Source organism: Streptomyces sp. Tu6071 (assembly GCF_000213055.1).
Taxonomy (GTDB): domain Bacteria; phylum Actinomycetota; class Actinomycetes; order Streptomycetales; family Streptomycetaceae; genus Streptomyces; species Streptomyces evansiae.
On record NZ_CM001165.1, the window covers coordinates 7,276,481 to 7,300,834 of the forward strand.

The window sequence follows — 24,354 nt, forward strand, 5'->3', positions numbered from 1 at the left end:
GGTGGCGTCCTCGCCGTGTGCCCGTCCGGCTCATCGGCCCCCGAAGCGGAGCGCCAACGTGTCCGCGTCCCCCTCGCGTCCCACGGGCACGAAGCCGCGCCGCTCGTAGAGCCCGCGCGCCCGGTTGCCGTCCTCGACGCTCAGGCTCAGCCCCGGGCACCCCGCCTCCTCCGCCGCCAGGACCAGCGCGTCGAGCAGCGCGCCGCCCACGCCTGTGCCCCGCTCCCCGGGGACGACGGCGAGCGTCAACTCCGGGAGGGTCGGCGAGACATGCCCGTACCCCGGATCGTCGGCCGGGAAGTGGCGAGCCCACGCGGCCCCCAGCCCCCGCCCCCGCGCGTCCTCCGCCACGACGCCGAAGTCCCCGGCCCCCGGCCAGCCGCTCACGTAGTGCGCGGCCCGGGGCAGAGCGAGGAGTTCGGCGAGGGCGAAGCGCGGGCGGTCCCAGTGGAACGCCTCCAGGAGCATCCGCTCCAGGAAGGGGGCGTCCCGCTCGTGCGCGGGGCGCAGCCGAAGCGGGCCGTGTCTCGTGTCCGTCATCCGGACTGTCTACCGCCGGTCACCGGTCCCCGGTGAGCGCATCACCGCTCCGACCCGTGACCCGTCTCACTCCTCAACGGTTTTCGTCCCGCATCGCGAGACGCGGGGGCGACGTCGGCCAAACGTCTGATTATCGTGTCCGCATGCACGGACCGGCACGCACTCTCAGTCTGGCGCTCTTCGCCGCCACCTCCTGGAGCGTTGACGACGCTCTGTGTCGTCGCTGACACCTGCTCCCGTCCGTACGCGCACCCGGTGACGTACCCCCGTACCTTTGCGCGTCCCGCCATCCGGACAGTCGTGTCCACCCAGCGATCCGCCCGTCCCCCTGGGCCGCCGCGTCGCACCGCACCCACCGCCCGAAAGGCACCCCCGTGACCACCGCCCCCGCTCCCACGGCGGACACCCCGGCAAGCCGCAGGGGACCGCTCGCCCCCGTATCCACGAGCGCCCCGCCGCCCGCTGCCGAGCCCCTGCCGCCCGTCAACAAGATCCCGCTCGCCGTCGCCGCCGTCATCGGCGCCGGGCTCACCGCCTGGACCTGGTCCGAGCACGGCGCCAAGCCCGGCGTGCTGCTCCTGCTCGGCATCGCCCTCGGCGTCGCGCTCTTCCACTCCCGCTTCGGCTTCACCTCCGCCTGGCGGCAGCTCATCGCGGTCGGCAACGGCACCGGGCTGCGCGCCCACACCCTCCTCCTCGGTACGACCGCCGCGCTCTTCGCGCTCGTCATCGGCACCGGGACCGGACTCTTCGGCACCACGCCCGCGCCGAGCGCGGGACCGATCGGATTCGGCCTGCTCATCGGCGCGTTCCTCTTCGCCGTCGGGATGCAGCTCGGCGGCGCCTGCGCCTCCGGGACGCTCTTCGCGGTCGGTTCGGGACAGAGCACGATCGTCCTCACGCTGGCCGGTTTCGTCGCGGGCTCGACGCTCGCCGCCTGGCAGTGGGAGCTGTGGCGCGACCTCCCCGCCGCCGATCCCTTCCTCTTCTCCGACCACTTCGGCGGCTGGGGCGGCTCCCTCGCCGTGACGCTCGTCGCGCTCGCCGTCGTGTACGCCGTCGCGCGCCGCGTCCAGGCCCGCCGCAACCCGCCGCCGGTGGGCGTGCCGCCGTCCGCGCGCACGGCCGCCGCGCGCGTGCTGCGCGGCTCCTGGACGCTGTGGGCCGGCGCCCTCGTCCTCGCCGTGCTCGGCGCGGGCGTGCTCCTCGTCTCCGGCGGCGCCTGGGGGGTCACGAGCGCCTTCGCGCTGTGGGGCAGCCGCATCGCCGACCTGCTCGGCGGCGACCCCTCCGGCTGGGCGTACTGGCAGCAGGCGGGCAACGCGGCGCAGTTGCACGGCCCGGTCCTCGCCGACAAGAACAGCCTCACGGACTTCGGCATCATGATCGGCGCGGGTGTCGCCGCCGCCGCGGGCGGCGTCTGGACCCTGCACCGCTCGATCCCGGCCCGCACCGCCCTCGCGGGCGTCCTCGGCGGTGTCCTCATGGGCATCGGCGCGCGCATGGCGGGCGGCTGCAACATCGGCGCCTACCTCGCGGGCATCGCCTCGGGCAGCCTGCACGGCTGGATCTGGGGCGCCGTCGCGCTCCTCGGCACGTACGCGGGCCTCAAGCTGCGCCCCCTCTTCGGCCTCGGCAACCCGAAGCCCACCGACAGCGTGTGCTGACGCGCCGTCCGGGGGCCGCTCGACCGCGTACGGCGCGGGAGCGGCCCCCGTTCGCGTGTGGCGTCCGGGACGCGTGGTAGGTGAGGAGGGGAACGGGCCCGCCGGGCCCCGCCACGAGGAGTGCGCCCGTATGACGACCCCCGCACCACTGCGCGGCCTGAGCGACGGCCACCGCCTGCCCGCGCTCGGCCTGGGCACCTACCCGCTGGACGACGCCGGAGCCGAGAGCGCGGTCCGCACCGCCGCCGCCTCCGGCTACCGCCTCTTCGACACGGCGGTCAACTACCGCAACGAGACCGGCACCGGGCGCGGGATCGCCGCCTGCGGACTGCCGCGCGAGGAGTTGTACGTCACGACGAAGCTCCCCGGGCGCGACCACGGCTACGAGGAGACGCTGAAGTCCTTCGACGCCTCGCGGCAGCGCCTCGGCGTCGAGTACGTCGACCTGTACCTCATCCACTGGCCGCTGCCCCGCGTCGGGAAGTACGTGGACTCCTGGCGCGCGATGATCAAGCTCCGCGACGAGGGCCTGGTCCGCTCCCTCGGCGTCTCGAACTTCACGCCGGAGCACGTGCGCCGCCTGGAGGCCGAGACGGGCGTGCTGCCCACCGTCAACCAGATCGAGATGCACCCGCTGCTCCCGCAGGACGAACTGCGCGCCTTCCACCGCGAGAAGGCGATCGTGACGCAGAGCTGGAGCCCGCTGGGCCGGGGCAGCGAACTGCTCGACGATCCCGCGATCGGCGAGGTCGCCGCCCGCCACGGGGTCACCCCGGCGCAGGCGGTGCTGCGCTGGCACCTCCAGCTCGGTGCCCTGCCCGTGCCGAAGTCCGCCGACCCCGGCCGGCAGCGCGCCAACCTCGACGTCTTCGGTTTCGAGCTGTCCGACGACGAGCTGCGCCGCATCGGCGAGCGCCCGGAGCGCAGGCTCGGCGGCGACCCGGACACGCACGAGGAGTTCTGAGCGGCCGTCGTACGGCGGGGCGTCAGGGCCGGTAGACCTGTCCCGGCTTCGGCGCCCCGGGGGCCATCAGCTCCGGCACGGTCACGAAGGTGTAACCCTTCGCCCGCAGCGCGTCGATGATGTGCGGCACGGCGGGGACGGTGCCGTCATACAGGTCGTGCAGGAGGATCACGCCGTCCCGCTTGGACTGGTCGAGTATGCGCTTCTCTATGAGCTTCGAGTCCGTCGTCGCGTAGTCCTTCGCGGTCGCGCTCCACAGCACCTGCGCTATCCCGAACTCCTTGCATATCTTCGAGACCTCGTCGCTCGTGCGGCCCTGCGGCGGGCGCATCAGCGTGGGCGCCTTGCCGGTGAGGTCCTCGACGGCGTTCTGGGTGCGCGACAGCTCCCGGCGCACGTCCTTCTCGGACAGGTCCGTGAGCCTGCGGTGCGACCAGGTGTGCTCGGCGACCTCGTGGCCCTCGTCGGAGATCTGCTTGACGAGCTTCGGGTAGCGCTCGATGTGGTTCTTGCCGAGCAGGAAGAACGTCGCGTGGACCTTCTTCTCCTTGAGGATCTTCAGCAGCTGCGGCGTGTGCTTGCTGGGGCCCGCGTCGAAGGTGAGCGCGATGCACTTCGCCTTGCGGCAGTCCACCGGCTGATCGGCCATCAGGACCTTCGCGGAGGCGTGCCCGCGCTCGCTCGCCGGAGTCACCGTGTGCAGGCTCGTGCAGCCGCTCAGGCCGAGCGCGAGGGCGGCGCTCGCGGTGAGCGCGGCGATCCTGGCACGGCCGCGGCGACGGGCGGGACGGGGGACTGCGGGCATGGCGGTACTTCCTTCGGTCGAACGGGGCTGCGGGGGCGACCGCGCACCGCCGACCCGCCATGATCGCGAAAAGCGCAGTTCAGGGCGGAATCCGGGGTCGGATCGCGTCTTCGGCGACGACTATACACACGAGGTATACACGCGGTTCATAGTGGTGCGGTGGTGCGATCAGGGAACCCGCAGGAGGTACACGCGTCTCTCTCGATGCGCGGAAGAGGGCCCGGGTTGCCTCGCTTCCCGCGCGCGTCGGGAAAGAGACGGCCTCGGGGCCGTCGGGAGGGAGGGCCCGCCATGCGCAGGGGGCTGCTGTGGGGAGTGCTGCTCGCGTGCGCGGCGGCGAATCTCGTGCTCGGTGTCGCCTTCGAACGCGGCCCGCTCGAAGTCGCCCTGCACGTCCTCAGCGGCACGGGCGCGCTTCTCGCCCTGCTCGGCCTCGTCCTCGCCCGCGACCGCGGGAACCCGGGGAGCGAGGAGGGCGGACGAGGTGTCACGCGCCGTTGAAAGGAACGCTGTTGGCGGACTTCGGGCGGCGGTTGCGCGTGCGCGTACCGGCGTCGGCCGCCCTTACCTCGTGTTGTCCGGGGTGGGCCGAGCCTCCGGAAGCGCCGCCGTCAGGTCCACCTCGACGAGCTGCCCGGGGTAGCCGAGCGCCGAGGTGCCGAGGAGGGTCGCCGCACTCGTGAGCGCCGGGCCGAGCGCCGAGCCCCGCAGGCGTTCCCACACCGCGTCGAGCGTCGCCCGGTCGGACGTCAGGACGTGGACGACGGTCCGCACCACGTCGGAGGGGCCCGCACCCGCGGCGGCAAGGGCGCGCAGCGCGTTCGCGACGACCTGGTCGGTCTGCGTCAGGACATCGCCCTCGCCGACGAGGCGACCCTCCGTGTCGAGGGGGCACTGGCCCGACAAGTAGGCGGTCGGTCCGGCGGGGACGACGGTGACGTGGCTGTAGCCGGGGGTCGGGTGGAGACCTTCCGGATGAATCCTGCGCATGGTCCTCCCTTCGCGGCCGAGGGGCACCCTAGTGCGCGAGAGGCGTCTCCCGCGACGCCTTTGGCGCGCCCGACGGACGGCTCGCCCCCAATCGGGTGAAGGCCCGGCGGGTGCGTCGCGCGCCGTCCCGTGGCACGTCAGGGCGGGCGCCGGGGGTGTCGCGGGGTGTCACGGGGCATCGGCTCCGGGTGCGCCCCGGAGCGGCCGGGGGTTCTCTTGAAGCGCCGGACGAGCGTCCGGGCCGAGAGGAGGAACCGTGCGCATATTGAAGGCGACCCAGGATGCCGGGGAAGCCCCGTCCCTCGTGTGGCACGCGATGGACGAAGGGGACAAGGCGCTGTGCGGCGCCCGTGTGCCCGATGCCCCGCCCGCCCCGAACGACGCCGGTGAGCGCTACTGCCCCGCGTGCATGAACCGCGTCGACACGCATGTCACGCCGGTGGCCGAAAAGACGGCGGGCCCGCGCGGCTGACCCCCGAGGAGATGCCCGACCTCCGACCCGCGAGCCGGCACCGCCGTGCTCGCGGGACCGTCATGTCCCGGGCCGCCGAAAGAGGCGTCCCGCGAGGCCGGGATCGGCCGGTGCCATCCGCGGCGGCACCCCGAACCGTGTCCTTTCACGTGGCGCGGCACCCCCAGACCCTCCCGTACCGCGATCGCGCGTGCCCGCCTCGCGACGCGTGCGACGCCCTCCTGGCCCGGCACGGCCCCGCTCCGTGACGTGCAAGAGGGCCGCACACGCGCGCGTGCGCGCGTGTGCGGCCCTCTGTACGGCCCCGTGTCCCCGTTGCCTGCTCGGCTCAGCCGAAGCCGCCGCTGCCGAACCCTCCGCTGCTGTTCTCGTCCCACTTGCGTTCCTTCTGCGAAGGGCTGCGCCGGTTCTGCCCCGTCCCCCGCCGTTCAGCTCGTGCGGCGTCAGCCGGGCCTCGCGCGGCTCCATCTCGTCCGGCTCGCGCAGCTCGCGCTCCTCGCCGATCGGGCCGCCCTCGGGCAGGTGGGGCTGCTCGTCGGGCTTCGGCGGGGCGGGTTGGCGCGCCCGGAGCCTGCGCCCGTAGGCGAAGGCCGCGATCAGTGCCGCGACGACGAACACACCGATGACCGGCATGATGATCGCGGCCGAGTTGGCCGCCAGGTTCCACTGGGTCGTGTCCATAAGAAACGGATACCCCCTAAGCTGTTCCGCGTATCATCCAAAAGGGCTTATACGGGTCTAAACGGATGAAATATTCCGTGGCGGGGAGTGGATAGACCCTCGTCACCCCGCCAGGTACCCCGTGGCGCGGAGGTGAACAGCCGTCCCGCCCGGAAGAACCCTCCGTACCGCTCGCGGGCGCCGCACCCCGCCTCCCGTCCAGGCGGTCCCGGGGCCACTACGCTCTGCCGGGTGTTCACCTCTCAGGGACCGACTCTCCGCGAGCTGGCCACCCAGGCGCTCTCCTCCGTCGAGCAGGGCTACGACCTGCTCGCGCCCAAGTTCGACGCGACGCCCTTCCGCACGCCCGAGCCGTGGCTGCACGCCGTCACGAAGGCCCTGCGCCCGCTCGGCCCCTTCGACGACGGCCTCGACCTGTGCACGGGCACGGGCGCGGGCCTGCGCACGCTGCTGCCGCTGTGCCGCCGCCGCGTGACGGGGGTCGACTTCAGCGCCGGGATGCTCGAAGTGGCCCGTACCGTCGCCGCGCGGACCCACCCCGTGACGGGGCCGCCCGCCGTGGACTGGGTCCGCGCCGACGCGATGGCGCTGCCCTTCCGCGAGGGCTACGACCTCGCGGTGAGCTTCGGCGCCTTCGGCCACTTCCTGCCCGACGACCGGCCCCGGCTCTTCGCCCGGGTCCGCCAGTCGCTGCGCCCCGGGGGCGTCCTCGCCTTCCCGCTCGCCGCCCCGCTGTCCGCGAGCACTTCCGCGTGGTGGGCCGCGAGCGGCTTCGACGCGGCGATGCGACTGCGCAACGCGCTGCGCAGGCCGCCGTTCGTCATGTACTACCGCACGTGGCCCTACAGCGCGGTCCGCGGCGACCTCCTCCGGGCCGGTTTCGCCGAGCGCCTCGTCCCGCTCGACGACTTCGGCCACCGCCCCGACGGCACCCCCCGCGCCGCCCTCCTGGTGGCCCGCAAGCTCTGAGGACGGCCCGCGCGAGCCCTGCGGTACGAGCCCCTCGCTCGGGTACGGGCCCGGCGCGCCCCCATGCCCGGTCAGGCGCCCGGTCCCCGGGTCCCGTACCCCTGCACGACGGGCCGCCACGGCGGATCCAGGCGGGGGAGCGTCGAGCCGACCGCCCACAGCGCGGGGCCGCCCGGCGAGGCGCCTGGCACGCGGGTCACGTCGAAGAAGGAGGCGCCCTCACCGGCCGCGCCGTCGGCGGGCGGCACGAGGCGCCACGTGCCGTGCGCGTCGCGGTGCAGCGAGAAGGCGGGCGTCGTCGCGTCCTCGCGCTCGCCGACCGCCCACACGCCGCCCGCGCCGTCACCCGTCACCGCGTGCAGCTGACCGGCCACGTCCGGCACCTCCTCGCGCGTCCACGCGGCGCCGTCCCAGTGCAGGACCAGCGGTCGCGTGCCCGTGCCGTCCGGCGGGCTGCTCGCGCCGACCGCCCACACGTCGTCGGGCGCGAGCGCCGTCACGCCGTCGAGCGCCTCGCCGCGGCCCGCCGTGTGCGGCGCCGGTACGGACCGCCAGGCCGCGCCGTCCCAGTGCTCGGCCAGCGGCCGGCCCTCGCCCTGCTCCCCGTACGCGACCCCCACCGCCCACAACCCGCCCGCGCCGTCCGCCGTGAGCCCCGAGAGCAGCGCCTCGCCTTCCGGCCGGGCCGGGGGCACCGAGGTCCACCGCTCGCCGTCCCAGCGGTAGGCGAGCGGGCGGGGCGCGGCCACGCGGTCCTCCGCCGTCACGCCCACCGCCCACACCTCGCCGCCGCGCCCCGCTGCGAGCGCGAGGGGGTAGGCGGAGCGGCGCGCGGGCTCGGCGGGCAGCGGCACCTCGCGCCAGCGCGCGCCGTCCCAGTGCCGCGCGAGCGCGCGGTCCTGGCGCGCGGGCGCGTCGTCCCACGAACCGACCGCCCATACATCGGCGCGTCCGCGGGCGAGCACGGCGTCCAGCTCGCCGTTCCCCGCGTGCCCCGGCACCGTCGTCGCGCGCCACGCCGTCCCGTCGAAGTGCTCGGCCACGGGGACGTCGACGCCCGCCGCGTTCTCGCGGTAGCCGACGGCCCACGCGTCCCCGGGCCCGCGCGCCGTCACCCCGCGCAACTCCTCGTTCCGCTCCGGGCCCGCGGCGCGCCACGCGTGCCACGCGGCACCCGCGCGCGGCTCCGGCTCGGGCGCCGCGACGGCGGGCCCGGCCCCCGCCGCGCACACCAGGCCGAGCACCAGCGCCCCGGCCCGCCGCCCCCGTACCGCCCGTGTCGCCCGCCCGGCGGCCCCGCGCCTCGCTGCCCTCGCCATGACCACTCCCTCGCTCGTCCACGCCGTGGCCTGCCAACGCCCGGGACCGGGCGCGGGTTGCGGGAGCGGCCCCGATCGGCCCCAAGCGGCGGGGCGGTCCGCGGGAGGCGAGGGAGGGGCGCGGGTACACGTAAGGGCCGCCTCGGCATACGGGGCGGCCCTTCGCTGTGCGAGGGTTCAGCGGTCGCGCAGCGCCTCGATCGTCGCGTCGATCGCGCTGTCGTCCGGCCGGTTGAACGGCAGCCTGCCGAGGACGGCGGCCATGCCGCACGAGCCCGAGACGCCGGAGTGGACGAGGCCGCCCGCGATGCCCACCGCGAGGAGCCGGGCCTTGGGCGCCTTGCGCCCCGCCAGCAGTCCGAGCAGCACCAGCGAGCCCGCGGCGAAACGCACCTGCCGGTTCATGTCCCACGGCGTGCGCCCGCCGCCGGCCGACAGCTCCAGGTCGCCGCCCTCCTCGGACCAGGCGTTGGTGCCGCCGCTGAGGACCGCCGCGCCGACGCCTCGCTCCGCGAGCCGCGTCCGCGCGGCCTCGGAGCGTGGCCCCGCCGCGCACACGACGAGGAGGTCGCCGTCACCGGTGGTCTCGCGCAGCACCGGCACCGCGCGGTCGAGCTGGTCGAGCGGCACGTTGTAGGCGCCGGGCAGGTGCCCGGCGGCGAATTCGCCGGGGGAGCGGACGTCGACGACGGTCAGCTCCTTGAGACGCGCGCGTGCCTCGGCGGGAGAAAGGTGGGTGGTCATGCTTCGATCATACGTACGAGTCCACGGACCCGGCCGGGGAGGTCCGATGCCCCGGCCCGGCCCGCACGGCCCCCGCTCCGGGCCCTCGGCCGAGTGCTCACGCTCCCCTCCGCCGAGCCCTCCGGCTCTCGTCAGTCGAGGCAGAACTCGTTGCCCTCGGGGTCGGCGAGGACGAGGTGCCCCGCGCTCAGCGGCGGCTCCGGCTCGTACCGCGCGAGCCGCCGGGCCCCGAGCGCCACGAGCCGCGCGCACTCCGCCTCCAGCGCCGCCATCCGCTCCTCGCCCGCGAGCCCCGGCGCGGCCCGTACGTCCAGGTGCACCCTGTTCTTCGCCGTCTTCCCCTCCGGCACCCGCTGGAAGAAGACCCGCGGTCCGGCACCCGCCGGGTCCTCGATCGCCGAGCGCGTCCGGCGCGCCTCCTCCGGCACCCCGAGCCGCGCGAGGAAGGCGTCCCACGCCGCGAGCGGGTCCTCGCCCTCGGCGAGTTCGGCACCCGGCGGGCCGGGGAGCACGTACCCGAGCGCGTCGCGCCAGAAGAGGGAGAGGGCCACCGGGTCGTGGGCGTCGAAGGTGACCTGGAAGGTACGGCTCATGACGGGCTCCGTTCGTCGTTCGCTCTTCGCCGCGGTCGTGCCCCCCGCGCGTGTGTGCGGGGGCGTGTGCGCACCCTGACAGGAAAAGCGGACGGTTCCTGTCCGCGACATCTGTCACAGTGGGCGCGGCGATCACGGACGAGGGGGAACGGTGACGGAGACGGCGGCGCGTGACGGCGAACGGAGTACGACCGAACGGGTGCTCGTCCTCCTCGGCCTCCTCCAGCGCGGGCGGAGCTGGAGCGGCCCCGAGCTGGCAGCGCGGCTCGGCGTCACGAGCCGCACCGTGCGCCGCGACGTCGAGCGGCTGCGCGCGCTCGGCTACCCCGTGCACGCCCTCCAGGGCGTCGGCGGGGGCTACCGGCTCGGCGCGGGCAGTGAGCTGCCGCCGCTGCTGCTCGACGACGAGGAGGCGACCGCCACCGCGGCCTCGCTGCTCGCCGGGGCCGGCGGGGGAGGGCCCGGCGCGGGAGAGGCCGCGCTGCGCGCCCTCGCCAAGATCGACCGCGTCATGCCCGCCCGGCTGCGCCACGAGGTGAGCGCGCTCGCCGGGGCCGTCGAGTTCTTCGAGGGCGGCCCCGAGCGCGTGGAGCCCGCGAGCCTCGTGACCCTCGCCGGGGCCTGCCGCGACGAAGTCGAGGCCCGCTTCCGCTACCCCTCGCGCGGCGAGGTGACCGAGCGCCGCGTCGAGCCGTACCGCCTCGTCGCCTCCGACCGCCGGTGGTACCTCCTCGCCTACGACCTCGACCGCGACGACTGGCGCACGTTCCGCGTCGACCGCATGACCGAGGTCGCCGCGCGCACCTGGCGGTTCACCCCGCGCCCGGCCCCCGAGGACGCGGCGGCCTACGTCCAGCGCGGCGTGGTCACGGGCGCCTACCCGCACCGCGCCCGCTTCCTCGTGCACGCCCCCGCCGAAGAGGTACGCGCCCAGGTCCCCGCGTCCGCCGCGCTCGTCCATGCCCGCGGCGAGCACGCCTGCGAACTCGTCAGCGGCGGCAGCGTGCCGGACCGCATCCTCGCGTACGTCGCGATGCTCGGCCACCCCTTCGAGGTCATCGAACCGCCCGAGCTGGTCGAGCGCTGCGCGGCGATGGCCGAGCGCCTCCGCGCGGCGGCCGAGCGCCGCGTCTCCCCGGCCGAGGACAGCCGCACGCCGGGCAACTGAGCCCCCGCGCGCACCAATTGGTCCAGACGAACACCTTGACGCGCACCGCCCGCCGCTCTTGAATCGATGAGGCCGACAAGTGAACGCGGCGGACGCCCCCCACGGCCCTGCGGCTTCACTTCCTGGCGAGGGCGGAGTGTGCACCGGGCGCGCGGGCACACCACGCACGGGGCCCCCACGCCCCGTACGCCCTCTTGCTCCGCGCCGGCACAGGTTCCCCCCACCACTTCCCCCACCGAAAGCGAAGTGACCCCCGTGCGAACCCCCTTGCGCGCCCTCCGGCGGCACCGTCCGCTCTCCGCACTCGTCGTGGCCGCCGCCCTCGGCGCCACCGCGCTCCTGCCCGCCTCCGCGAACGCCGAGCCCGCGCGGGCCGCCGCGGCGAGCTTCACCGAGGACTTCGACGGCGCCGCCGGCTCGGCCGTCGACGGCTCCAAGTGGCAGCTGGAGACCGGCGACAACGTCGACAACCACGAACGGCAGTACTACACCTCGGGCACCGACAACGCGGCCCTCGACGGGGACGGACACCTCGTCATCACCGCCAAGAAGGAGAACCCGGCCGGATACCAGTGCTGGTACGGGAGTTGCGAGTACACCTCCGCACGGCTCAACACCTCCGGCAAGTTCAGCAGCACCTACGGGCACGTCGAGACCCGCATGAAGATCCCGCGCGGCCAGGGCATCTGGCCGGCCTTCTGGATGCTCGGCGACGACATCGGCTCGGTCGGGTGGCCCAACTCGGGCGAGATCGACATCATGGAGAACGTCGGCTTCGAGCCGAACACCGTGCACGGCACGATCCACGGGCCCGGCTACTCGGGCTCCGGGGGCATCGGCGCGGGCTACTCGCTCCCGGGCGGCGCCGCCTTCGCCGACGACTTCCACACCTTCGCGGTCGACTGGAACCCCGACTCGATCAGCTGGTCCGTCGACGGCAACGTCTACCAGACCCGCACCCCCGCCGACCTCGGCGGCAACCAGTGGGTCTTCAACAAGCCGTTCTTCATCATTCTCAACCTCGCGGTCGGCGGCTACTGGCCCGGCGACCCGGACGGCTCCACGCAGCTCCCGCAGCAACTCGTCGTCGACTACGTGCACGTGACGACGGGCGCGGCGGCGAAGGAGCAGCAGAAAGCGGCAGCCGGCGGCCACTGAGCGACGCTGCCCGGACGGGGAGGCTCACCCCGCCGCGGGGCCCTGTCCGGGCAGCACCCGCTCCACGTAGTCCCGCGTCGCCTCGTCGAGCCCCACGTCCCGACCCGAGCGCTCCGACAAGTACCAGCGGTTCTCCAGGAGTTCGTGGTACACCTGCGCCGGATCGAGGTTCCGCCGCAGCTCCAGCGGCACCCCGCGCACGGCCGGCCGGAACACCTCACGCACCCAGCGGTGCGCGAGCACCTCGGTGCGCGCGCCCGCCGGGTCGCCCGGCGCGTAGTCCTCCTGCGTCGCCATCCAGGTCTCCAGGTCGCCGAGCAGCCGCCGCGCCTGGTTCTCCTCCGCGTCGAGCCCCGTCAGCCGCAGCAACTGCCGCTGGTGGTGCCCCGCGTCCACGACCTTCGGCAGGAAGGTGATGCGCTCGCCGTCCCCCGTCGAGCCGATCTGCATCTCGGCGACGTCGAAGCCCAGGTCGTTGAGGCGTCGCACCCGCCGGTCGATGTAGTGCCGCTTGTCCGCCGGGTAGACCGACTGCCGGGTCAGCTCCGTCCACAGCTCCTCGTACCGGGCCGCGAGCGCCGCCGAGAACTCGACGGGGTCCACCGAGGGGTGCAGCGCCCCCGACGCCTCCAGGTCGAGCAGCTCGCCCGCGATGTTCACGCGCGCGAGGTCGATGTCGTACTCGCGCTGGCCCCGGCTCAGCGTCGTGTGCGTCTCGCCGGTCTCGGCGTCCACGAGGTAGGCGGCGAAGGCGCCCGCGTCGCGGCGGAAGAGCGTGTTCGACAGCGAGCAGTCGCCCCACGCGAAGCCCACGAGGTGCAGCCGCACGAGGAGCACGGCGAGCGCGTCCATGAGGCGGTTCATCGTCGAGGGGCGCATCGTCGTCTCGAACATCGAGCGGTACGGCATCGAGCCGCCCAGGTGCCGCGTGATGAGCGCCGTCTCCAGCGGCTCCCCGCCCGCCGTCCGCCGCCCGGTCACGACCGCGAGCGGATCGACCGCGGGAATCCCGAGACGGTCCAGGTCCCGCAGGAGCGTGTACTCGCGCTCGGCGGGCCGCGTCGCCAGCTCCTTCACCGCGAGCACCTCGTCCCCGGCCCGCGCGTACCGCACGACGTGCCGCGAGATACCGCGCGGCAGCGGCACGAGGTACCGCTCCGGCCACTCCTCCAGGGGCAGCTCCCACGGGAGGTCCAGAAGGAGAGCGGGGTGCTCGGGGTTGGTCGCGCTGATCTGGAGGGTGCTGATCTGGAGAGCCATGCCTCGCCTCGTCGTCACGGTCGTCACGCTTGCCGGGGTCCGCGACGGTCGTCGGGTCGTCGGGGGCGTCACGGTGCCGGTACGCCGCGCACCCTCGGGCGGCATGATGATCGTACCGCCGTACGGGGTGGGGGAGAGGCGAGGCGGTACGGGGCAGACGCCGCCCGCGCCGCCCCGTACCCCGGGACCTCAGTGCCCCGCCACCTCGTGCGGTCCGTACGGCGCCTCCAGCTCCGCGATCTCCTTCTCGTCCAGGACGAGATCCAGCGCCGCGACCGCGTCCGTCAGGTGCGACTCCTTCGTCACGCCGACGATCGGCGAGGTGACGCCGGGCCGCTGGAGCAGCCACGCGAGCGCGACCCGCGCCGCGGGGATCCCGCGCGCCGCCGCGATCCGCTGGACCGCCTCGACGATCTCGCGGTCCCCGTCCGCGTAGAGCGTCTTGCCGAACTCGTCCGTGCGCGCCCGCTCCGTCTCCGCGTCCCACGGACGGGTGAGCCGCCCGCGCGCCAGCGGGCTCCACGGCAGCACTCCCACGCCCCGGTCCGCGCAGAGCGGCAGCATCTCGCGCTCCTCCTCGCGGTAGAGCAGGTTGTAGTGGTCCTGCATCGCCGCGAAGCGCGTCCAGCCGTGCGCCGCCGCCGTGTACTGGAGCTTCGAGAACTGCCAGGCGTACATCGAACTCGCCCCGATGTAGCGCGCCTTGCCCGCCTTCACGACGTCGTGGAGCGCCTCCATCGTCTCCTCGACGGGCGTCGCCGGGTCGAAGCGGTGGATCTGGTAGAGGTCCACGTAGTCGGTGCCGAGCCGCTTCAGGCTCGCGTCGATCTCGTGCAGGATCACCTTGCGCGAGAGCCCGCCGCCGTTGGGGCCCTTGCGCATCGGCATGTACACCTTCGTGGCGAGCACGACGTCCTCGCGGCGCGCGAAGTCCTTCAGCGCGCGCCCCACGATCTCCTCGCTCGTGCCGTCCGAGTAGGCGTTGGCGGTGTCGAAGAAGGTGATGCCCGCCTCGATCGCCTGCCGGATCAGGGGCCGTGAGCGCTCCTCGTCGAGCGTCCACGCGTGATTGCCCCGGTCGGGAATGCCGAAGCTCATGCACCCCAGGGTGAGGCGGGAGACGTCCAGCCCTGTCGAGCCGAGTTTCACGTACCGCACAGCGTGGCCTCCGTCGGTGGTCGGGCGGCCGGGGTCGTCCCCGGCCCCGTCCATGATCCTCCCTCGCGCCCGCCCTGCTCGTGGCGTCCCGCATCGTGAGCCGCCCGAGCCCCGTGGTCCCCGTTCCTTGCTAGCCTGCCCCCGGGGCCGTGACTGGCGCGAACAGTGGAATCGACCACGAGGAAGCGGCCTCCGCACGGGTGGTGCCTCCGCCCGGTGTGCGGTCGTGCGCCTGGGCCATTCGACACTGACCTGGGAGTGAGCCATGTCCAGCGCACCCGAGCGGTTCCCCGCCCCCGAGCCGACCGGCGACCCCGAGCGGAACACCTCCCTCGCCTCCGCCGCTTTCCGCGGCGCCCTCGATGTCGTCCGCTCCGTCGAGCCCCGTATCGCCGCCGCGATCGGCCAGGAGCTGACCGACCAGCGCGAGTCCCTCAAGCTCATCGCGAGCGAGAACTACGCGTCCCCCGCGACGCTCCTCGCAATGGGCAACTGGATGAGCGACAAGTACGCCGAGGGCACCGTCGGGCACCGCTTCTACGCGGGCTGCCGCAACGTCGACACCGTCGAGTCCGTCGCCGCCGAGCACGCGCGCGCCCTCTTCGGTGCCGACCACGCCTACGTGCAGCCGCACTCCGGCATCGACGCCAACCTCGTCGCCTTCTGGTCGGTCCTCGCGCAGCGCGTCGAGAGCCCCGCCTTGGAGCGCGCGGGGGTACGGGGCGTCAACGACCTGAGCGAGGAGGACTGGGCCGAGCTGCGGCGCTCCCTCGGCGACCAGCGGATGCTCGGCATGTCGCTCGACGCGGGCGGCCACCTCACGCACGGCTTCCGCCCGAACATCAGCGGCAAGATGTTCCACCAGCGCAGCTACGGCACCGACCCGCGGACGGGCCGGATCGACTACGACGCCGTACGCGCCGCCGCCCGCGAGTTCCGCCCGCTCATCCTCATCGCCGGGTACTCGGCCTACCCGCGCCTCGTCAACTTCCGTGTCATGCGCGAGATCGCGGACGAGGTCGGTGCGACGCTCATGGTCGACATGGCGCACTTCGCCGGGCTCGTCGCGGGCAAGGTCCTCACCGGCGAGCACGACCCCGTGCCGTTCGCGCACATCGTGACGACCACGACGCACAAGTCCCTGCGCGGCCCGCGCGGCGGCATGGTGCTGTGCGAGGAGTCGCTCGCCGAGCACGTCGACCGCGGCTGCCCCATGGTCCTCGGCGGCCCCCTCCCGCACGTCATGGCCGCCAAGGCCGTCGCCCTCGCCGAGGCCCGGCAGCCGGCGTTCCGGACCTACGCCCAGCAGATCGTGGACAACGCGCGCGCCCTCGCCGAGGGGCTCACCCGGCGCGGCGCCAAGCTCGTCACGGGCGGCACCGACAACCACCTCGTCCTCCTCGACGTCTCCGGCTACGGCCTCACCGGGCGGCAGGCCGAGTCCGCGCTGCTGGACTCCGGCATCGTCACCAACCGCAACGCCGTCCCGCAGGACCCCAACGGGGCCTGGTACACGAGCGGCATCCGGCTCGGCACGCCCGCGCTCACGACGCGCGGCCTCGGCGCCCCGGAACTCGACGAGGTCGCCGCCCTCATCGACGGCGTCCTGCGCGGCACGAGCCCCGGCACGACGAAGTCGGGCAAGCCCTCCAAGGCCCAGTACGTCCTCGCGGACGGCCTCGCCGCCCGCACCGCCGAGCAGGCCGCCGACCTCCTCGCCAAGCACCCGCTCTACCCGGGCATCGACCTGTCCTGACCCGCACGCGTCGTCCCGCCGCCCCCGGTGCCCCGCGCCGGGGGCGGCGTCGCTTCGGGACCCGCCGTGCCCTGTTCCGCGAGGTGGGTGTCCACGGTGCTGTTCAGCTCGGCCATGAACGCCTCGAACTCCTCCGGGACGTGCGGCGACCAGCGCGCCATCGTGGTGTCGAGGCGGGCGGCGAGCGGGCCGAAGAGCTCGTCCGCCCGTTCCTGGATGTGCCCCCCGCTGCGCAGGTGACGACGCGCCCGCCCGCAGGCCGGCGCCCACCCCGGGCGCCTGACCCCGCGCGTACGCGCCGCCGCGTACCGGCGCGGTGGGTCCGGCCGCCGTCCGCACGGCCGGGCCCACCGCGTCCTCACTCCTCCCGCTCCGAGTACCGGGCCCGCGCCCACAGCGGCAGGATCAGCCAGCACAGCACGTACCAGCCGACGACCCCCGCCACGAACCAGGGGACGAACGCGTCGTGCGTCGCCGTGCGCAGGACGAGGAAGAGGGCGGACGTGAGCGTCGCGAGCAGCAGCATGAGCCCGACGAAGGTCATGCGCGCCGCCCACTCGACGGTCCGCTTCTTGATCCGGCGGCCCGACAGGAGCCGGTGGAAGGGGACGGGGGATATGAGCGCGCCCGTCGCGAGGGCGCCGAGCACCACCGTCGTCAGATAGATGTTGGTGTCCGTGTGCGACAACTCGTCGAACATCGGCGTGAACACGACCGTCAGCAGGAAACCGAAGAGGATCTGGACGCCGGTCTGCGCGACCCGCACCTCCTGCATCAGCTCGTTCCACTGCCGGTCGGCCCGCTCCTCCTCGCTCTCGCTCCGCCCGCGTCCCGCCTCCGGGACCTCCGCCTCTGCCCGCGCCTCGGCCTGCGCCGTCATGCCGCCCTCCCCGCTCCTGGTCCGTGGCGAGCGCGTACCCCCGTTGGCCCAGGGTTCACCCCCCGTACCCGGGGAAGGGAACGTGCCACGTACACCCGTCCCGAGCAGGGCGTACGCTCACGCCACACCCCACCCAGAGGAGCCCCCCGATGTCCCGCCCCGACACCTCCGCCACCCTCCTCGCCGGTCTCCTCATCGGCGCCGGTGCCCTGCACTTCGCGCGCCCCGCCCCCTTCGACGCGATCGTCCCGCGCAACCTGCCCGGCTCCCCGCGCACCTGGACCCGGCTCAGCGGCGTCGCCGAGTGCGCGGTCGGCGCGGCCGTCGCCGTCCCCGCGACCCGCTCCCGGGGCGCGCTCGCCGCCGCCGGGCTCTTCCTCGCCGTCCTCCCGGCGAACATCCGCATGGCACGCGACTGGGACGACAGGCCCACGCCCTACCGCGCCGCCGCCTGGGCCCGCGTCCCGCTCCAGGCCCCGCTCATCGGCTGGGCGTTGCGCCTCTCCGCCCGCACGGGCCGCTGACGCGCACGGGCCGCTGACGCGCACCGGCCGCCGACGGGCACACCCGACCGCCGCCGCCCGCACCCTCCGGTACCCCCGCCCCGGCGCTCAGCCCCCGAGCTGCCGGTCCAGGTTGACCGCCGCGCTGATGAGCGCGAGGTGCGTGAACGCCTGCGGGAAATTGCCCAGTTGCTCGCCCGTGGGCCCGATCTGCTCCGCGTACAGGCCGACATGGTTCGCGTACGTGAACATCTTCTCCAGCGCGAGCCGCGCGCCCTCCACGTCCCCCGTCCGCGTCAGCGCCTCCACCCACCAGAACGAGCAGATCGAGAACGTGCCCTCGGCGCCCTCCAGGCCGTCCGGCGAGAGCCTCGGGTCGTAGCGGAAGACGAGGCTGTCCGCGACGAGGTCGCGGCGGATCGCCTCCACCGTGCCGAGGAAGCGCGGATCGGTGGGGGAGAGGAACTTCACCATCGGCATGAGGAGCAGCGCCGCGTCCACCACCGCGTCCCCGCCCACCGCCTCCTCCGCCTCCGCGCAGTCACCGGGTCGCAGCCGCTGCGTGAACGTCCCCGCCTCCTCGTCCCAGCCCTCCGCGATGATCTGCCGGTACATCGTGTCCCGCGTCGCCATCCACCGCCCCAGGTCCCCCGGCAGCCCCCGCTGCCGCGCCACCCGCACCATCCGCTCCACCGCGACCCAGCACATGAGCCGCGAGTAGGTGTGGCGCTGGCGCCCGGCACGGGTCTCCCAGATGCTCTCGTCCGGCTGGTCCCAGTGGTCGAGCAGCCAGTCGAGGAGCGTGCACAGGTCGGTCCACGCCTCGTACGAGATGCCCTTGCCGTACTTGTTGAACAGGTAGACGGAGTCGATGAGTTCGCCGAAGATGTCGAGCTGGAGCTGATCCTTCGCGCCGTTCCCGACCCGGCACGGCGCCGAGCCCCGGTACCCCTCCCAGTGGTCGAGCACGACCTCCTCGCGCACCGCCTCGCCGTCGATCGTGTACAGCGCGCGCAGCGGCCCGCCCTCGCCGCTCACGCACGCCTTGCGCAGCAGCCGCGTCAGCCAGCCCGTGAAGGCGTCCGCCTCCTCCGTGAAGCCGAGCCGCAGCAGCGCGTACAGCGAGAACGCCGCGTCCCTGATCCACACGTACCGGTAGTCCCAGTTCCGTTCCCCGCCGACCCGCTCCGGCAGGCCGAGCGTCGGCGCGGCGATCACCGCGCCGCTCGGCTCGTGCGTGAGCAGCTTGAGGGTCAGCACGGAGCGGTGCACGCGCTCGCGCCAGCGGCCCGCGTACCCCGAACGGGAGAGCCAGCCGCGCCAGTACGCGACCGTGCCGAGAAACAACTCCTCGACCTCGGCCGCCGACGTCCCACCCGTGTCCTCGCGCGCGTCCTCCAGCACGAACGCGGCCGACTCCCCGGCCGAGAGCGTGAACTCGCCGTGCGCGTCCCGCCCCTCGACACGCAACGGGACCCGCGTGCGCAGCGCGAGCGCCCCCGCCGGGCCCGTGAACTCGGCCCCGTACGCCGTGGCGCGGGCCTCGTGCGGGGCCCGCCCGTAGTCCATGCGCGGCGCGATCCCCATACGCATCGGCATCCGCCCCCGCACGCACACCACGCGCCGCACGAGCCGCTGCCGGTGCGCCTCGTCCTTCGGCCGCAGCAGCGGCATGAAGTCCTGCACCTCGACGATGCCGTCCTCGGTGAGCATCCGCGTCACGAGGATGTTCGTGTCCGGGAAGTAGAACTGGTGGTACGTCGCCTCGCCGTCCGCCACCGGGGCGATCCGCCAGCGCCCGCCCTCGCGCGCGTCGAGCAGCGCGCCGAAGACGCTCGGCGAGTCGAAGCGCGGGGCACAGAACCAGTCGACGCTCCCGTCCACCGCGACGAGCGCCGCCGTGCGCAGATCACCGATGAGGCCGTGCTCCGCGATCGGCGGGTACGCGCCGTGCCGCTCCTGCTCCGCCATCGTCCGGCCTCCCGTGGCTCGGGCCGGGAAGGGGGGGCGCGGCCCCGGCCGGTCCGCACGGCCAGTGTCAGGGCCCGCGCCCCCGTCCGCACGCGCAGGACGCCCCGGCACTCACCGGGACCCCTGGTCAGGGCGGGTGGCGCGGGGGCAGACTGCTCCCATGAGCACCCAACGCATCGGCCTCGTCGGCTCCGGTTCCTGGGCCGAGCGCACCCATGCCCCCGCGCTCGCCGCGCACCCCGGGGTCGCCTTCACCGGGGTTTGGGGCCGCAGGCCCGAGGCCGCCGCCGCACTCGCCGCCACGCACGGCGTCCCCGCCCACAGCGGCGAGGACGGTTTCGCGGAACTCCTCGAAGCGAGCGACGCCCTCGCCTTCGCCCTCCCGCCGGACGTCCAGGCCCCGCTTGCGACGCGTGCCGCCGAGGCGGGCCGCCACCTCCTCCTCGACAAGCCCGTCGCCACGGATGTCGCGACGGCCCGCGCCCTCGCCGACGCCGCCACGGGCGCGGGCGTCTCCTCGGTCGTCTTCACGACCATGCGCTTCGCCCCGGCGTCCGCCGAGTGGCTCGCGGAGCTCGCCGGGCGGGACGGCTGGATCACCGGGCGCGCGGAGTGGTTCGGCGGCCTGTACGGCAGCGACGCGGACCCGAGCCCCGAATCGCCGTGGCGCCGCGAGAAGGGCGGCCTGTGGGACGTGGGCCCGCACGCCCTGTCGGTGCTGTTCGCCGTCCTCGGCGACGTCGAGGCGATCACGGCCGTACGCGGCGCACCGGACCTGACCCACCTGATCCTGCGCCACACCTCGGGCGCCACCAGCTCGGCGGCCCTGACCCTGAGCGCCCCCAAGGCAGCCGCGGGCGTCTCGGTCACCTTCCGGGGCACCGAGGGCGTCGCGAGCCTCCCCGAGGGCCGCGACACCTCCGTCACCTCCTTCACCGCCGCGATCGACGCGCTGCTGACGGCGATCGACACGAAGACCCCGCACGCGTGCGACGTGCGCTTCGGCGCCCGGCTGACGGAGCTCCTGGCGGAGGCGGAGGAGCAGCTGAGGGCGGCGGGGGAGTAGGAGAGCGCTCCGGGGGCGCACCGCTCAGGCGGCCCGCCCCTGGAGCGGGCCCCCCGCGCAGGCGGCTCGGTCTGCCGTCTCCGCCGTGAGGGCCCGCGCCGTGGGCGGGAGAACCGGCCTGGACCGATCGCCCCGCCCCGCACGGGCCCTCCGCGTGTCGACTTGTCGGTTCATCGGCTCGTACGACCGTCCGGCGGTCCTCCGTACGAGTGCATCCCGCGCCCCTCGCCGAACCGCCCGCCCCCGCCCGGGGCACCCGTACGACCCGGCCCGTCCCGCGACGGGTCAGGTGTGACGCCGGGGCCCGCAGGGAACCCGTGGGTGCGTACCTGACCAGCACGACCGCACCGGCCCGGCCGCCGGCGCTGACGGGTGGCGAAGATGAGCTCGTACATGGGACCAGAGGACTACGGACAGGACCCCCTCGGGGAATTCCTCGCACGTTTCTTCGGCGGCGGCAGTCCGTCCCAGGGGCGGCGCCAGCCGCGCTACTACGACTTCGCGCGGCTCATGAGCGAGCCCACCCGCCAGCTCGTCCAGCAGGCCGCCAACTACGCCGCCCAGAACGGCAGCAGCGACCTCGGCACCGAGCACCTGCTGCGCGCCGCCGTCGCCGCCGAGCCCACGCGGGAACTCCTCGCCCAGGCCGGAGTGGACCCGGACCAGGTGGGCGCCGAGATCGACGAGCACGCCGAGCGCGGTCCGGCCCGCAGCTCCATCGCCGTGAGCCCCGCCGTCAAGCGCGCGCTCATGGACTCGCACGAGATCGCCCGCGCCTCCGGCTCCTCCTACATCGGCCCCGAGCACCTCCTCGCGGCCCTCGCCGCCAACAAGGACGCCACCGCCGGCCGCATCCTCGACGCCGCCCGCTTCTCGCCCGGGGGCCCCGGACCCGCGCAGGGCGAGCACCAGGGCGGCGCGTGGGGCAACGGCGAGCGGGGCCCCGCGCCCGGCGCCAGGCCCGGCGGGAACAGCAGGACGCCCACGCTCGACACGTACGGCACGGACCTCACCGAGGCCGCCCGCCAGGGCCGGATCGACCCCGTCATCGGCCGCGAGAACGAGATCGAGCAGACCGTCGAGGTCCTCGCCAGGCGCGGCAAGAACAACCCGGTCCTCATCGGCGAGGCCGGGGTCGGCAAGACCGCCGTCGTCGAGGGGCTCGCCCAGCGCATGGCCGACGGCGACGTGCCCGACATCCTCGCGGACCGCCGCGTCGTCCAGCTCAACCTGTCGGCCCTCGTCGCGGGCACCCGCTACCGGGGCGACTTCGAGGAACGCCTCACCGGCCTCGTCGACGAGATCCGCGAGCACTCCGACGAGGTGATCGTCTTCATCGACGAACTCCACACCGTCGTCGGCGCGGGCGGCGGAGGGGGCGGCGAGGGCGGCGGCTCGATGGACGCGAGCAACATGCTCAAGCCCGCGCTCGCCCGCGGCGAACTCCACGTCATCGGGGCCACGACGCTGGAGGAGTACCGCCGCTACATCGAGAAGGACGCGGCCCTCGCCCGCCGCTTCCAGCCCATCCTCGTGCCCGAGCCGAGCCCCGCGGACGCCATCGAGATCCTGCGCGGCCTGCGCGACCGCTACGAGGCCCACCACCAGGTCCGCTACACCGACGAGGCCCTCGTCGCGGCCGTCGAGCTCTCCGACCGCTACCTCACCGACCGCTTCCTGCCGGACAAGGCGATCGACCTCATCGACCAGGCGGGCGCCCGCGTCCGCATGCGCTCCTCGACCCGCGGCACCGATGTGCGCGCCCTCCAGCGCGAGGCCGAGCAACTGCGCCGCGACAAGGACCAGGCCGTCGCCGCCGAGCAGTACGAACGCGCCACCGAATTGCGCGACAAGCTCGGCGAGCTGGAGCGGCGCATCGAGTCCAGCGGCGACCCGCACCCCAACAAGGACACGATCGCCGAGGTCACGATCGACGACATCGCCGGAGTCGTCTCGCGCCAGACCGGCATCCCCGTCAGCTCGCTCACGCAGGAGGAGAAGGAGCGCCTGCTCGGCCTGGAGGAGCACCTCCACGCCCGGGTCATCGGCCAGGACGAGGCCGTGACCGCCGTCGCCGACGCCGTCCTGCGCTCGCGCGCCGGGCTCTCGACCGGCGACCGGCCCATCGGCAGCTTCCTCTTCCTCGGCCCCACGGGCGTCGGCAAGACCGAGCTCGCCCGCACGCTCGCCGAGGCGCTCTTCGGCAGCGAGGACCGCATGGTGCGGCTCGACATGAGCGAGTACCAGGAACGCCACACCGTCTCCCGGCTCGTCGGGGCACCCCCCGGATACGTCGGCCACGAGGAGGCCGGGCAGCTCACCGAGGCGGTGCGCCGCAACCCGTACTCGCTGCTCCTCCTCGACGAGATCGAGAAGGCGCACCCCGACGTCTTCAACATCCTCCTCCAGGTGCTCGACGACGGCCGCCTCACCGACGCCCAGGGCCGCACCGTCAACTTCACCAACACCGTCATCGTCATGACGAGCAACCTCGGCTCCGAGGCGATCACGAGCAAGGGCCGGCTCGGCTTCGGCAGCAACGACACCGAGAGCGACGAGGAGGACCGCAGGGAACGCGTCCTGCGCCCCCTGCGCGAGCACTTCCGGCCCGAATTCCTCAATCGCATCGATGAGATCGTCATCTTCCGCCAGCTCGACGACACCCAACTGCGCGAGATCACCGACCTGTTGCTCGACGAGACGCGGCGCGGACTGCGCGCCCAGGGCGTCGAGGTCACCTTCACGCCCGCCGCCGTCGCCTGGATCGCCCACCACGGCTACCAGCCCGAGTACGGGGCGCGCCCCCTGCGCCGCACCATCCAGCGCGAGGTCACCAACGAACTCTCGCGCAAACTCCTGCGCGGCGAACTCCCCGAGAACACGGCCCTGGTCGTGGACGCGGAGGAGGGCGCGCCCCGCCTCGTCTTCCGCACGGAGACCGAGACGGGCAAGGGGACGCGCACGGAACCGGCCGCGGACTGACCGCACGCGCGCCGCGCGCGGACGGGTCCGTCCGCACGCGGCGCGCGTCCCGTACGGCGTGTGTCTGCAGCCGTCAGGTCGCGCACGTGGCACGTGTCCTGTGTGCGGGCCCGTGTCCCGTACTCTGCGCGCGTGCTTCCTTACGATGTCCTCGTCCTCAACGGCGGCTCCAGCTCCGGCACCACGAGCCTCGCGCGCGCCCTCCAGGACCTCCTGCTTCCCGAGCCCTGGCTGCTGTGCGCCGTGGACGACCTCGTCGCGGCGCTCCCCGCCGCGCTCCGCGAGGACGGCGCGGGCGGGACGGGCGAGGGGATCGTTCTCGCGGGCGACGGCTCGGTGCGCCCGGGGGAGACCTTCCGCCGCGTCGAGGCCGCCTGGAGGGCGGGCGTCGCGGCGACCGCGCGGGCCGGGACCCGCGTCCTGGTGGACGACGTCTTCCTCGGCGGCCCCGCCTCGCAGGCCCGCTGGGCGGACGCGCTCACCGGGCTGCGCACCGCCTGGGTCGGCGTGCGCTGCGCGCCCGCCGTCGCCGCGGCGCGCGAGGCCGGACGGCCGGACCGGGTGCCGGGCATGGCGGCACGTCAGGCCCTTCTGGTGCACGAAGGCGTGCGCTACGACACCGAGGCGGACACGACACACCACGACCCCGCGACGTGCGCCCGCGAGGTGCTGCGGACGCTGGGCGCGTGAAGAACCAGCGACCCGCGC

The 24,354-nt window shown here is 74.3% G+C and carries 24 protein-coding genes and 1 riboswitch; of the genes, 12 read left to right on the forward strand and 12 right to left on the reverse strand.

What is annotated here, in order from left to right:
• Nucleotides 1-30: 30 nt before the first annotated feature.
• Nucleotides 31-540, reverse strand: a complete 510-nt coding sequence (locus tag STTU_RS31015; RefSeq protein WP_007830247.1) for a GNAT family N-acetyltransferase — start codon at nucleotides 538-540, stop codon at nucleotides 31-33.
• A gap of 374 nt (nucleotides 541-914) precedes the next feature.
• Between STTU_RS31015 and STTU_RS31020 the strand changes: the two genes are divergently transcribed.
• Nucleotides 915-2,207 carry a YeeE/YedE family protein gene (locus tag STTU_RS31020; RefSeq protein WP_043256876.1) on the forward strand — a complete coding sequence of 431 codons (1,293 nt, stop codon included), beginning with the start codon at nucleotides 915-917 and terminating at the stop codon, nucleotides 2,205-2,207.
• Nucleotides 2,208-2,337: 130 nt separating this feature from the next.
• Nucleotides 2,338-3,171, forward strand: a complete 834-nt coding sequence (locus STTU_RS31025) for an aldo/keto reductase (protein ID WP_043256878.1) — start codon at nucleotides 2,338-2,340, stop codon at nucleotides 3,169-3,171.
• Nucleotides 3,172-3,193: 22 nt separating this feature from the next.
• Here STTU_RS31025 and STTU_RS31030 read toward each other — a convergent pair whose 3' ends face one another.
• The gene (locus STTU_RS31030) at nucleotides 3,194-3,976 is read right to left on the reverse strand and encodes a polysaccharide deacetylase family protein (protein WP_010267648.1); all 783 of its coding nucleotides are present in this window, start codon (nucleotides 3,974-3,976) and stop codon (nucleotides 3,194-3,196) included.
• Nucleotides 3,977-4,267: 291 nt separating this feature from the next.
• On the opposite strand from STTU_RS31030, the gene STTU_RS31035 reads away from it, so the two are divergent.
• Nucleotides 4,268-4,477, forward strand: coding sequence for a hypothetical protein (locus STTU_RS31035; protein WP_010267646.1), 210 nt, complete (start codon nucleotides 4,268-4,270; stop codon nucleotides 4,475-4,477).
• Between the two features lie 63 nt (nucleotides 4,478-4,540).
• Here STTU_RS31035 and STTU_RS31040 read toward each other — a convergent pair whose 3' ends face one another.
• Entirely contained in the window at nucleotides 4,541-4,966 is a 426-nt protein-coding gene (locus STTU_RS31040) for a RidA family protein (RefSeq protein WP_007830255.1), read from the reverse strand.
• Nucleotides 4,967-5,222: 256 nt separating this feature from the next.
• Between STTU_RS31040 and STTU_RS31045 the strand changes: the two genes are divergently transcribed.
• Nucleotides 5,223-5,438: a hypothetical protein gene (locus tag STTU_RS31045; RefSeq protein WP_009062526.1), complete on the forward strand. Its 216-nt coding sequence runs from the start codon at nucleotides 5,223-5,225 to the stop codon at nucleotides 5,436-5,438.
• 60 nt (nucleotides 5,439-5,498) lie between these two features.
• On the opposite strand, the gene STTU_RS35765 is transcribed toward STTU_RS31045, so the two are convergent.
• Nucleotides 5,499-6,119, reverse strand: coding sequence for a DUF6479 family protein (locus tag STTU_RS35765; RefSeq protein WP_324607901.1), 621 nt, complete (start codon nucleotides 6,117-6,119; stop codon nucleotides 5,499-5,501).
• A 231-nt stretch (nucleotides 6,120-6,350) separates the two neighbouring features.
• Here STTU_RS35765 and STTU_RS31050 point away from each other — a divergent pair, with 231 nt between their 5' ends.
• Entirely contained in the window at nucleotides 6,351-7,088 is a 738-nt protein-coding gene (locus STTU_RS31050; RefSeq protein ID WP_007830260.1) for a class I SAM-dependent methyltransferase, read from the forward strand.
• Between the two features lie 71 nt (nucleotides 7,089-7,159).
• Here STTU_RS31050 and STTU_RS31055 read toward each other — a convergent pair whose 3' ends face one another.
• From STTU_RS31055 to STTU_RS31065, 3 genes are all read right to left on the reverse strand, one after another.
• Nucleotides 7,160-8,407: a hypothetical protein gene (locus tag STTU_RS31055; protein ID WP_234019345.1), complete on the reverse strand. Its 1,248-nt coding sequence runs from the start codon at nucleotides 8,405-8,407 to the stop codon at nucleotides 7,160-7,162.
• 177 nt (nucleotides 8,408-8,584) lie between these two features.
• Nucleotides 8,585-9,151: a rhodanese-like domain-containing protein gene (locus STTU_RS31060; RefSeq protein ID WP_007830264.1), complete on the reverse strand. Its 567-nt coding sequence runs from the start codon at nucleotides 9,149-9,151 to the stop codon at nucleotides 8,585-8,587.
• A gap of 131 nt (nucleotides 9,152-9,282) precedes the next feature.
• Complete coding sequence (locus STTU_RS31065) at nucleotides 9,283-9,744, reverse strand: VOC family protein (RefSeq protein WP_007830265.1); 462 nt, start codon at nucleotides 9,742-9,744, stop codon at nucleotides 9,283-9,285.
• A gap of 151 nt (nucleotides 9,745-9,895) precedes the next feature.
• On the opposite strand from STTU_RS31065, the gene STTU_RS31070 reads away from it, so the two are divergent.
• Nucleotides 9,896-10,912 carry a helix-turn-helix transcriptional regulator gene (locus STTU_RS31070; RefSeq protein ID WP_007830266.1) on the forward strand — a complete coding sequence of 339 codons (1,017 nt, stop codon included), beginning with the start codon at nucleotides 9,896-9,898 and terminating at the stop codon, nucleotides 10,910-10,912.
• 267 nt (nucleotides 10,913-11,179) lie between these two features.
• Entirely contained in the window at nucleotides 11,180-12,070 is an 891-nt protein-coding gene (locus STTU_RS31075) for a glycoside hydrolase family 16 protein (protein WP_007830267.1), read from the forward strand.
• A 24-nt stretch (nucleotides 12,071-12,094) separates the two neighbouring features.
• Here the strand turns inward: STTU_RS31075 and STTU_RS31080 are convergent, their stop codons facing one another.
• Together STTU_RS31080 and STTU_RS31085 are read right to left on the reverse strand one after the other, a co-directional pair.
• The gene (locus tag STTU_RS31080; protein WP_043256881.1) at nucleotides 12,095-13,330 is read right to left on the reverse strand and encodes a DUF4032 domain-containing protein; all 1,236 of its coding nucleotides are present in this window, start codon (nucleotides 13,328-13,330) and stop codon (nucleotides 12,095-12,097) included.
• A 189-nt stretch (nucleotides 13,331-13,519) separates the two neighbouring features.
• Complete coding sequence (locus STTU_RS31085) at nucleotides 13,520-14,488, reverse strand: aldo/keto reductase (protein ID WP_043257874.1); 969 nt, start codon at nucleotides 14,486-14,488, stop codon at nucleotides 13,520-13,522.
• 139 nt (nucleotides 14,489-14,627) lie between these two features.
• Nucleotides 14,628-14,733: riboswitch (ZMP/ZTP riboswitch) on the forward strand.
• Between the two features lie 20 nt (nucleotides 14,734-14,753).
• Here STTU_RS31085 and STTU_RS31090 point away from each other — a divergent pair.
• Nucleotides 14,754-16,244, forward strand: a complete 1,491-nt coding sequence (locus tag STTU_RS31090) for a glycine hydroxymethyltransferase (RefSeq protein WP_007830271.1) — start codon at nucleotides 14,754-14,756, stop codon at nucleotides 16,242-16,244.
• Here the strand turns inward: STTU_RS31090 and STTU_RS31095 are convergent.
• Together STTU_RS31095 and STTU_RS31100 are read right to left on the reverse strand one after the other, a co-directional pair.
• Complete coding sequence (locus STTU_RS31095) at nucleotides 16,220-16,606, reverse strand: hypothetical protein (RefSeq protein WP_234019346.1); 387 nt, start codon at nucleotides 16,604-16,606, stop codon at nucleotides 16,220-16,222. The genes STTU_RS31090 and STTU_RS31095 overlap by 25 nt on opposite strands.
• Complete coding sequence (locus STTU_RS31100) at nucleotides 16,603-17,124, reverse strand: DUF6328 family protein (protein ID WP_007830273.1); 522 nt, start codon at nucleotides 17,122-17,124, stop codon at nucleotides 16,603-16,605. The genes STTU_RS31095 and STTU_RS31100 overlap by 4 nt, the downstream gene beginning before the upstream one ends.
• Before the next feature lie 149 nt (nucleotides 17,125-17,273).
• Here STTU_RS31100 and STTU_RS31105 point away from each other — a divergent pair, with 149 nt between their 5' ends.
• Nucleotides 17,274-17,648 carry a DoxX family protein gene (locus STTU_RS31105; protein ID WP_007830275.1) on the forward strand — a complete coding sequence of 125 codons (375 nt, stop codon included), beginning with the start codon at nucleotides 17,274-17,276 and terminating at the stop codon, nucleotides 17,646-17,648.
• A gap of 87 nt (nucleotides 17,649-17,735) precedes the next feature.
• On the opposite strand, the gene STTU_RS31110 is transcribed toward STTU_RS31105, so the two are convergent.
• Nucleotides 17,736-19,598: a glycoside hydrolase family 15 protein gene (locus tag STTU_RS31110; RefSeq protein ID WP_007830277.1), complete on the reverse strand. Its 1,863-nt coding sequence runs from the start codon at nucleotides 19,596-19,598 to the stop codon at nucleotides 17,736-17,738.
• Between the two features lie 160 nt (nucleotides 19,599-19,758).
• Between STTU_RS31110 and STTU_RS31115 the strand changes: the two genes are divergently transcribed.
• The 3 genes from STTU_RS31115 to STTU_RS31125 all read left to right on the forward strand — a co-directional run bounded on the left by STTU_RS31115 (nucleotide 19,759) and on the right by STTU_RS31125 (nucleotide 24,336).
• The gene (locus STTU_RS31115) at nucleotides 19,759-20,664 is read left to right on the forward strand and encodes a Gfo/Idh/MocA family protein (protein WP_007830279.1); all 906 of its coding nucleotides are present in this window, start codon (nucleotides 19,759-19,761) and stop codon (nucleotides 20,662-20,664) included.
• A 393-nt stretch (nucleotides 20,665-21,057) separates the two neighbouring features.
• Nucleotides 21,058-23,646 carry an ATP-dependent Clp protease ATP-binding subunit gene (locus tag STTU_RS31120; RefSeq protein ID WP_043257878.1) on the forward strand — a complete coding sequence of 863 codons (2,589 nt, stop codon included), beginning with the start codon at nucleotides 21,058-21,060 and terminating at the stop codon, nucleotides 23,644-23,646.
• Between the two features lie 132 nt (nucleotides 23,647-23,778).
• Nucleotides 23,779-24,336: a chloramphenicol phosphotransferase CPT family protein gene (locus STTU_RS31125; protein ID WP_007830282.1), complete on the forward strand. Its 558-nt coding sequence runs from the start codon at nucleotides 23,779-23,781 to the stop codon at nucleotides 24,334-24,336.
• Nucleotides 24,337-24,354: the final 18 nt, after the last annotated feature.

Bases quoted from the DNA above. Each gene is read 5' to 3' on its own strand.
- STTU_RS31025 (WP_043256878.1), top strand. From the start codon at position 2,338: ATGACGACCCCCGCACCACTGCGCGGCCTGAGCGACGGCCACCGCCTG.
- STTU_RS31030 (WP_010267648.1), bottom strand. From the start codon at position 3,976: ATGCCCGCAGTCCCCCGTCCCGCCCGTCGCCGCGGCCGTGCCAGGATC.
- STTU_RS31060 (WP_007830264.1), bottom strand. From the start codon at position 9,151: ATGACCACCCACCTTTCTCCCGCCGAGGCACGCGCGCGTCTCAAGGAG.
- STTU_RS31055 (WP_234019345.1), bottom strand. From the start codon at position 8,407: ATGGCGAGGGCAGCGAGGCGCGGGGCCGCCGGGCGGGCGACACGGGCG.
- STTU_RS31110 (WP_007830277.1), bottom strand. From the start codon at position 19,598: ATGGCGGAGCAGGAGCGGCACGGCGCGTACCCGCCGATCGCGGAGCAC.
- STTU_RS31090 (WP_007830271.1), top strand. From the start codon at position 14,754: ATGTCCAGCGCACCCGAGCGGTTCCCCGCCCCCGAGCCGACCGGCGAC.
- STTU_RS35765 (WP_324607901.1), bottom strand. From the start codon at position 6,119: ATGGACACGACCCAGTGGAACCTGGCGGCCAACTCGGCCGCGATCATC.
- STTU_RS31015 (WP_007830247.1), bottom strand. From the start codon at position 540: ATGACGGACACGAGACACGGCCCGCTTCGGCTGCGCCCCGCGCACGAG.
- STTU_RS31040 (WP_007830255.1), bottom strand. From the start codon at position 4,966: ATGCGCAGGATTCATCCGGAAGGTCTCCACCCGACCCCCGGCTACAGC.
- STTU_RS31115 (WP_007830279.1), top strand. From the start codon at position 19,759: ATGAGCACCCAACGCATCGGCCTCGTCGGCTCCGGTTCCTGGGCCGAG.
- STTU_RS31035 (WP_010267646.1), top strand. From the start codon at position 4,268: ATGCGCAGGGGGCTGCTGTGGGGAGTGCTGCTCGCGTGCGCGGCGGCG.
- STTU_RS31065 (WP_007830265.1), bottom strand. From the start codon at position 9,744: ATGAGCCGTACCTTCCAGGTCACCTTCGACGCCCACGACCCGGTGGCC.
- STTU_RS31100 (WP_007830273.1), bottom strand. From the start codon at position 17,124: ATGACGGCGCAGGCCGAGGCGCGGGCAGAGGCGGAGGTCCCGGAGGCG.
- STTU_RS31105 (WP_007830275.1), top strand. From the start codon at position 17,274: ATGTCCCGCCCCGACACCTCCGCCACCCTCCTCGCCGGTCTCCTCATC.
- STTU_RS31120 (WP_043257878.1), top strand. From the start codon at position 21,058: ATGGGACCAGAGGACTACGGACAGGACCCCCTCGGGGAATTCCTCGCA.
- STTU_RS31080 (WP_043256881.1), bottom strand. From the start codon at position 13,330: ATGGCTCTCCAGATCAGCACCCTCCAGATCAGCGCGACCAACCCCGAG.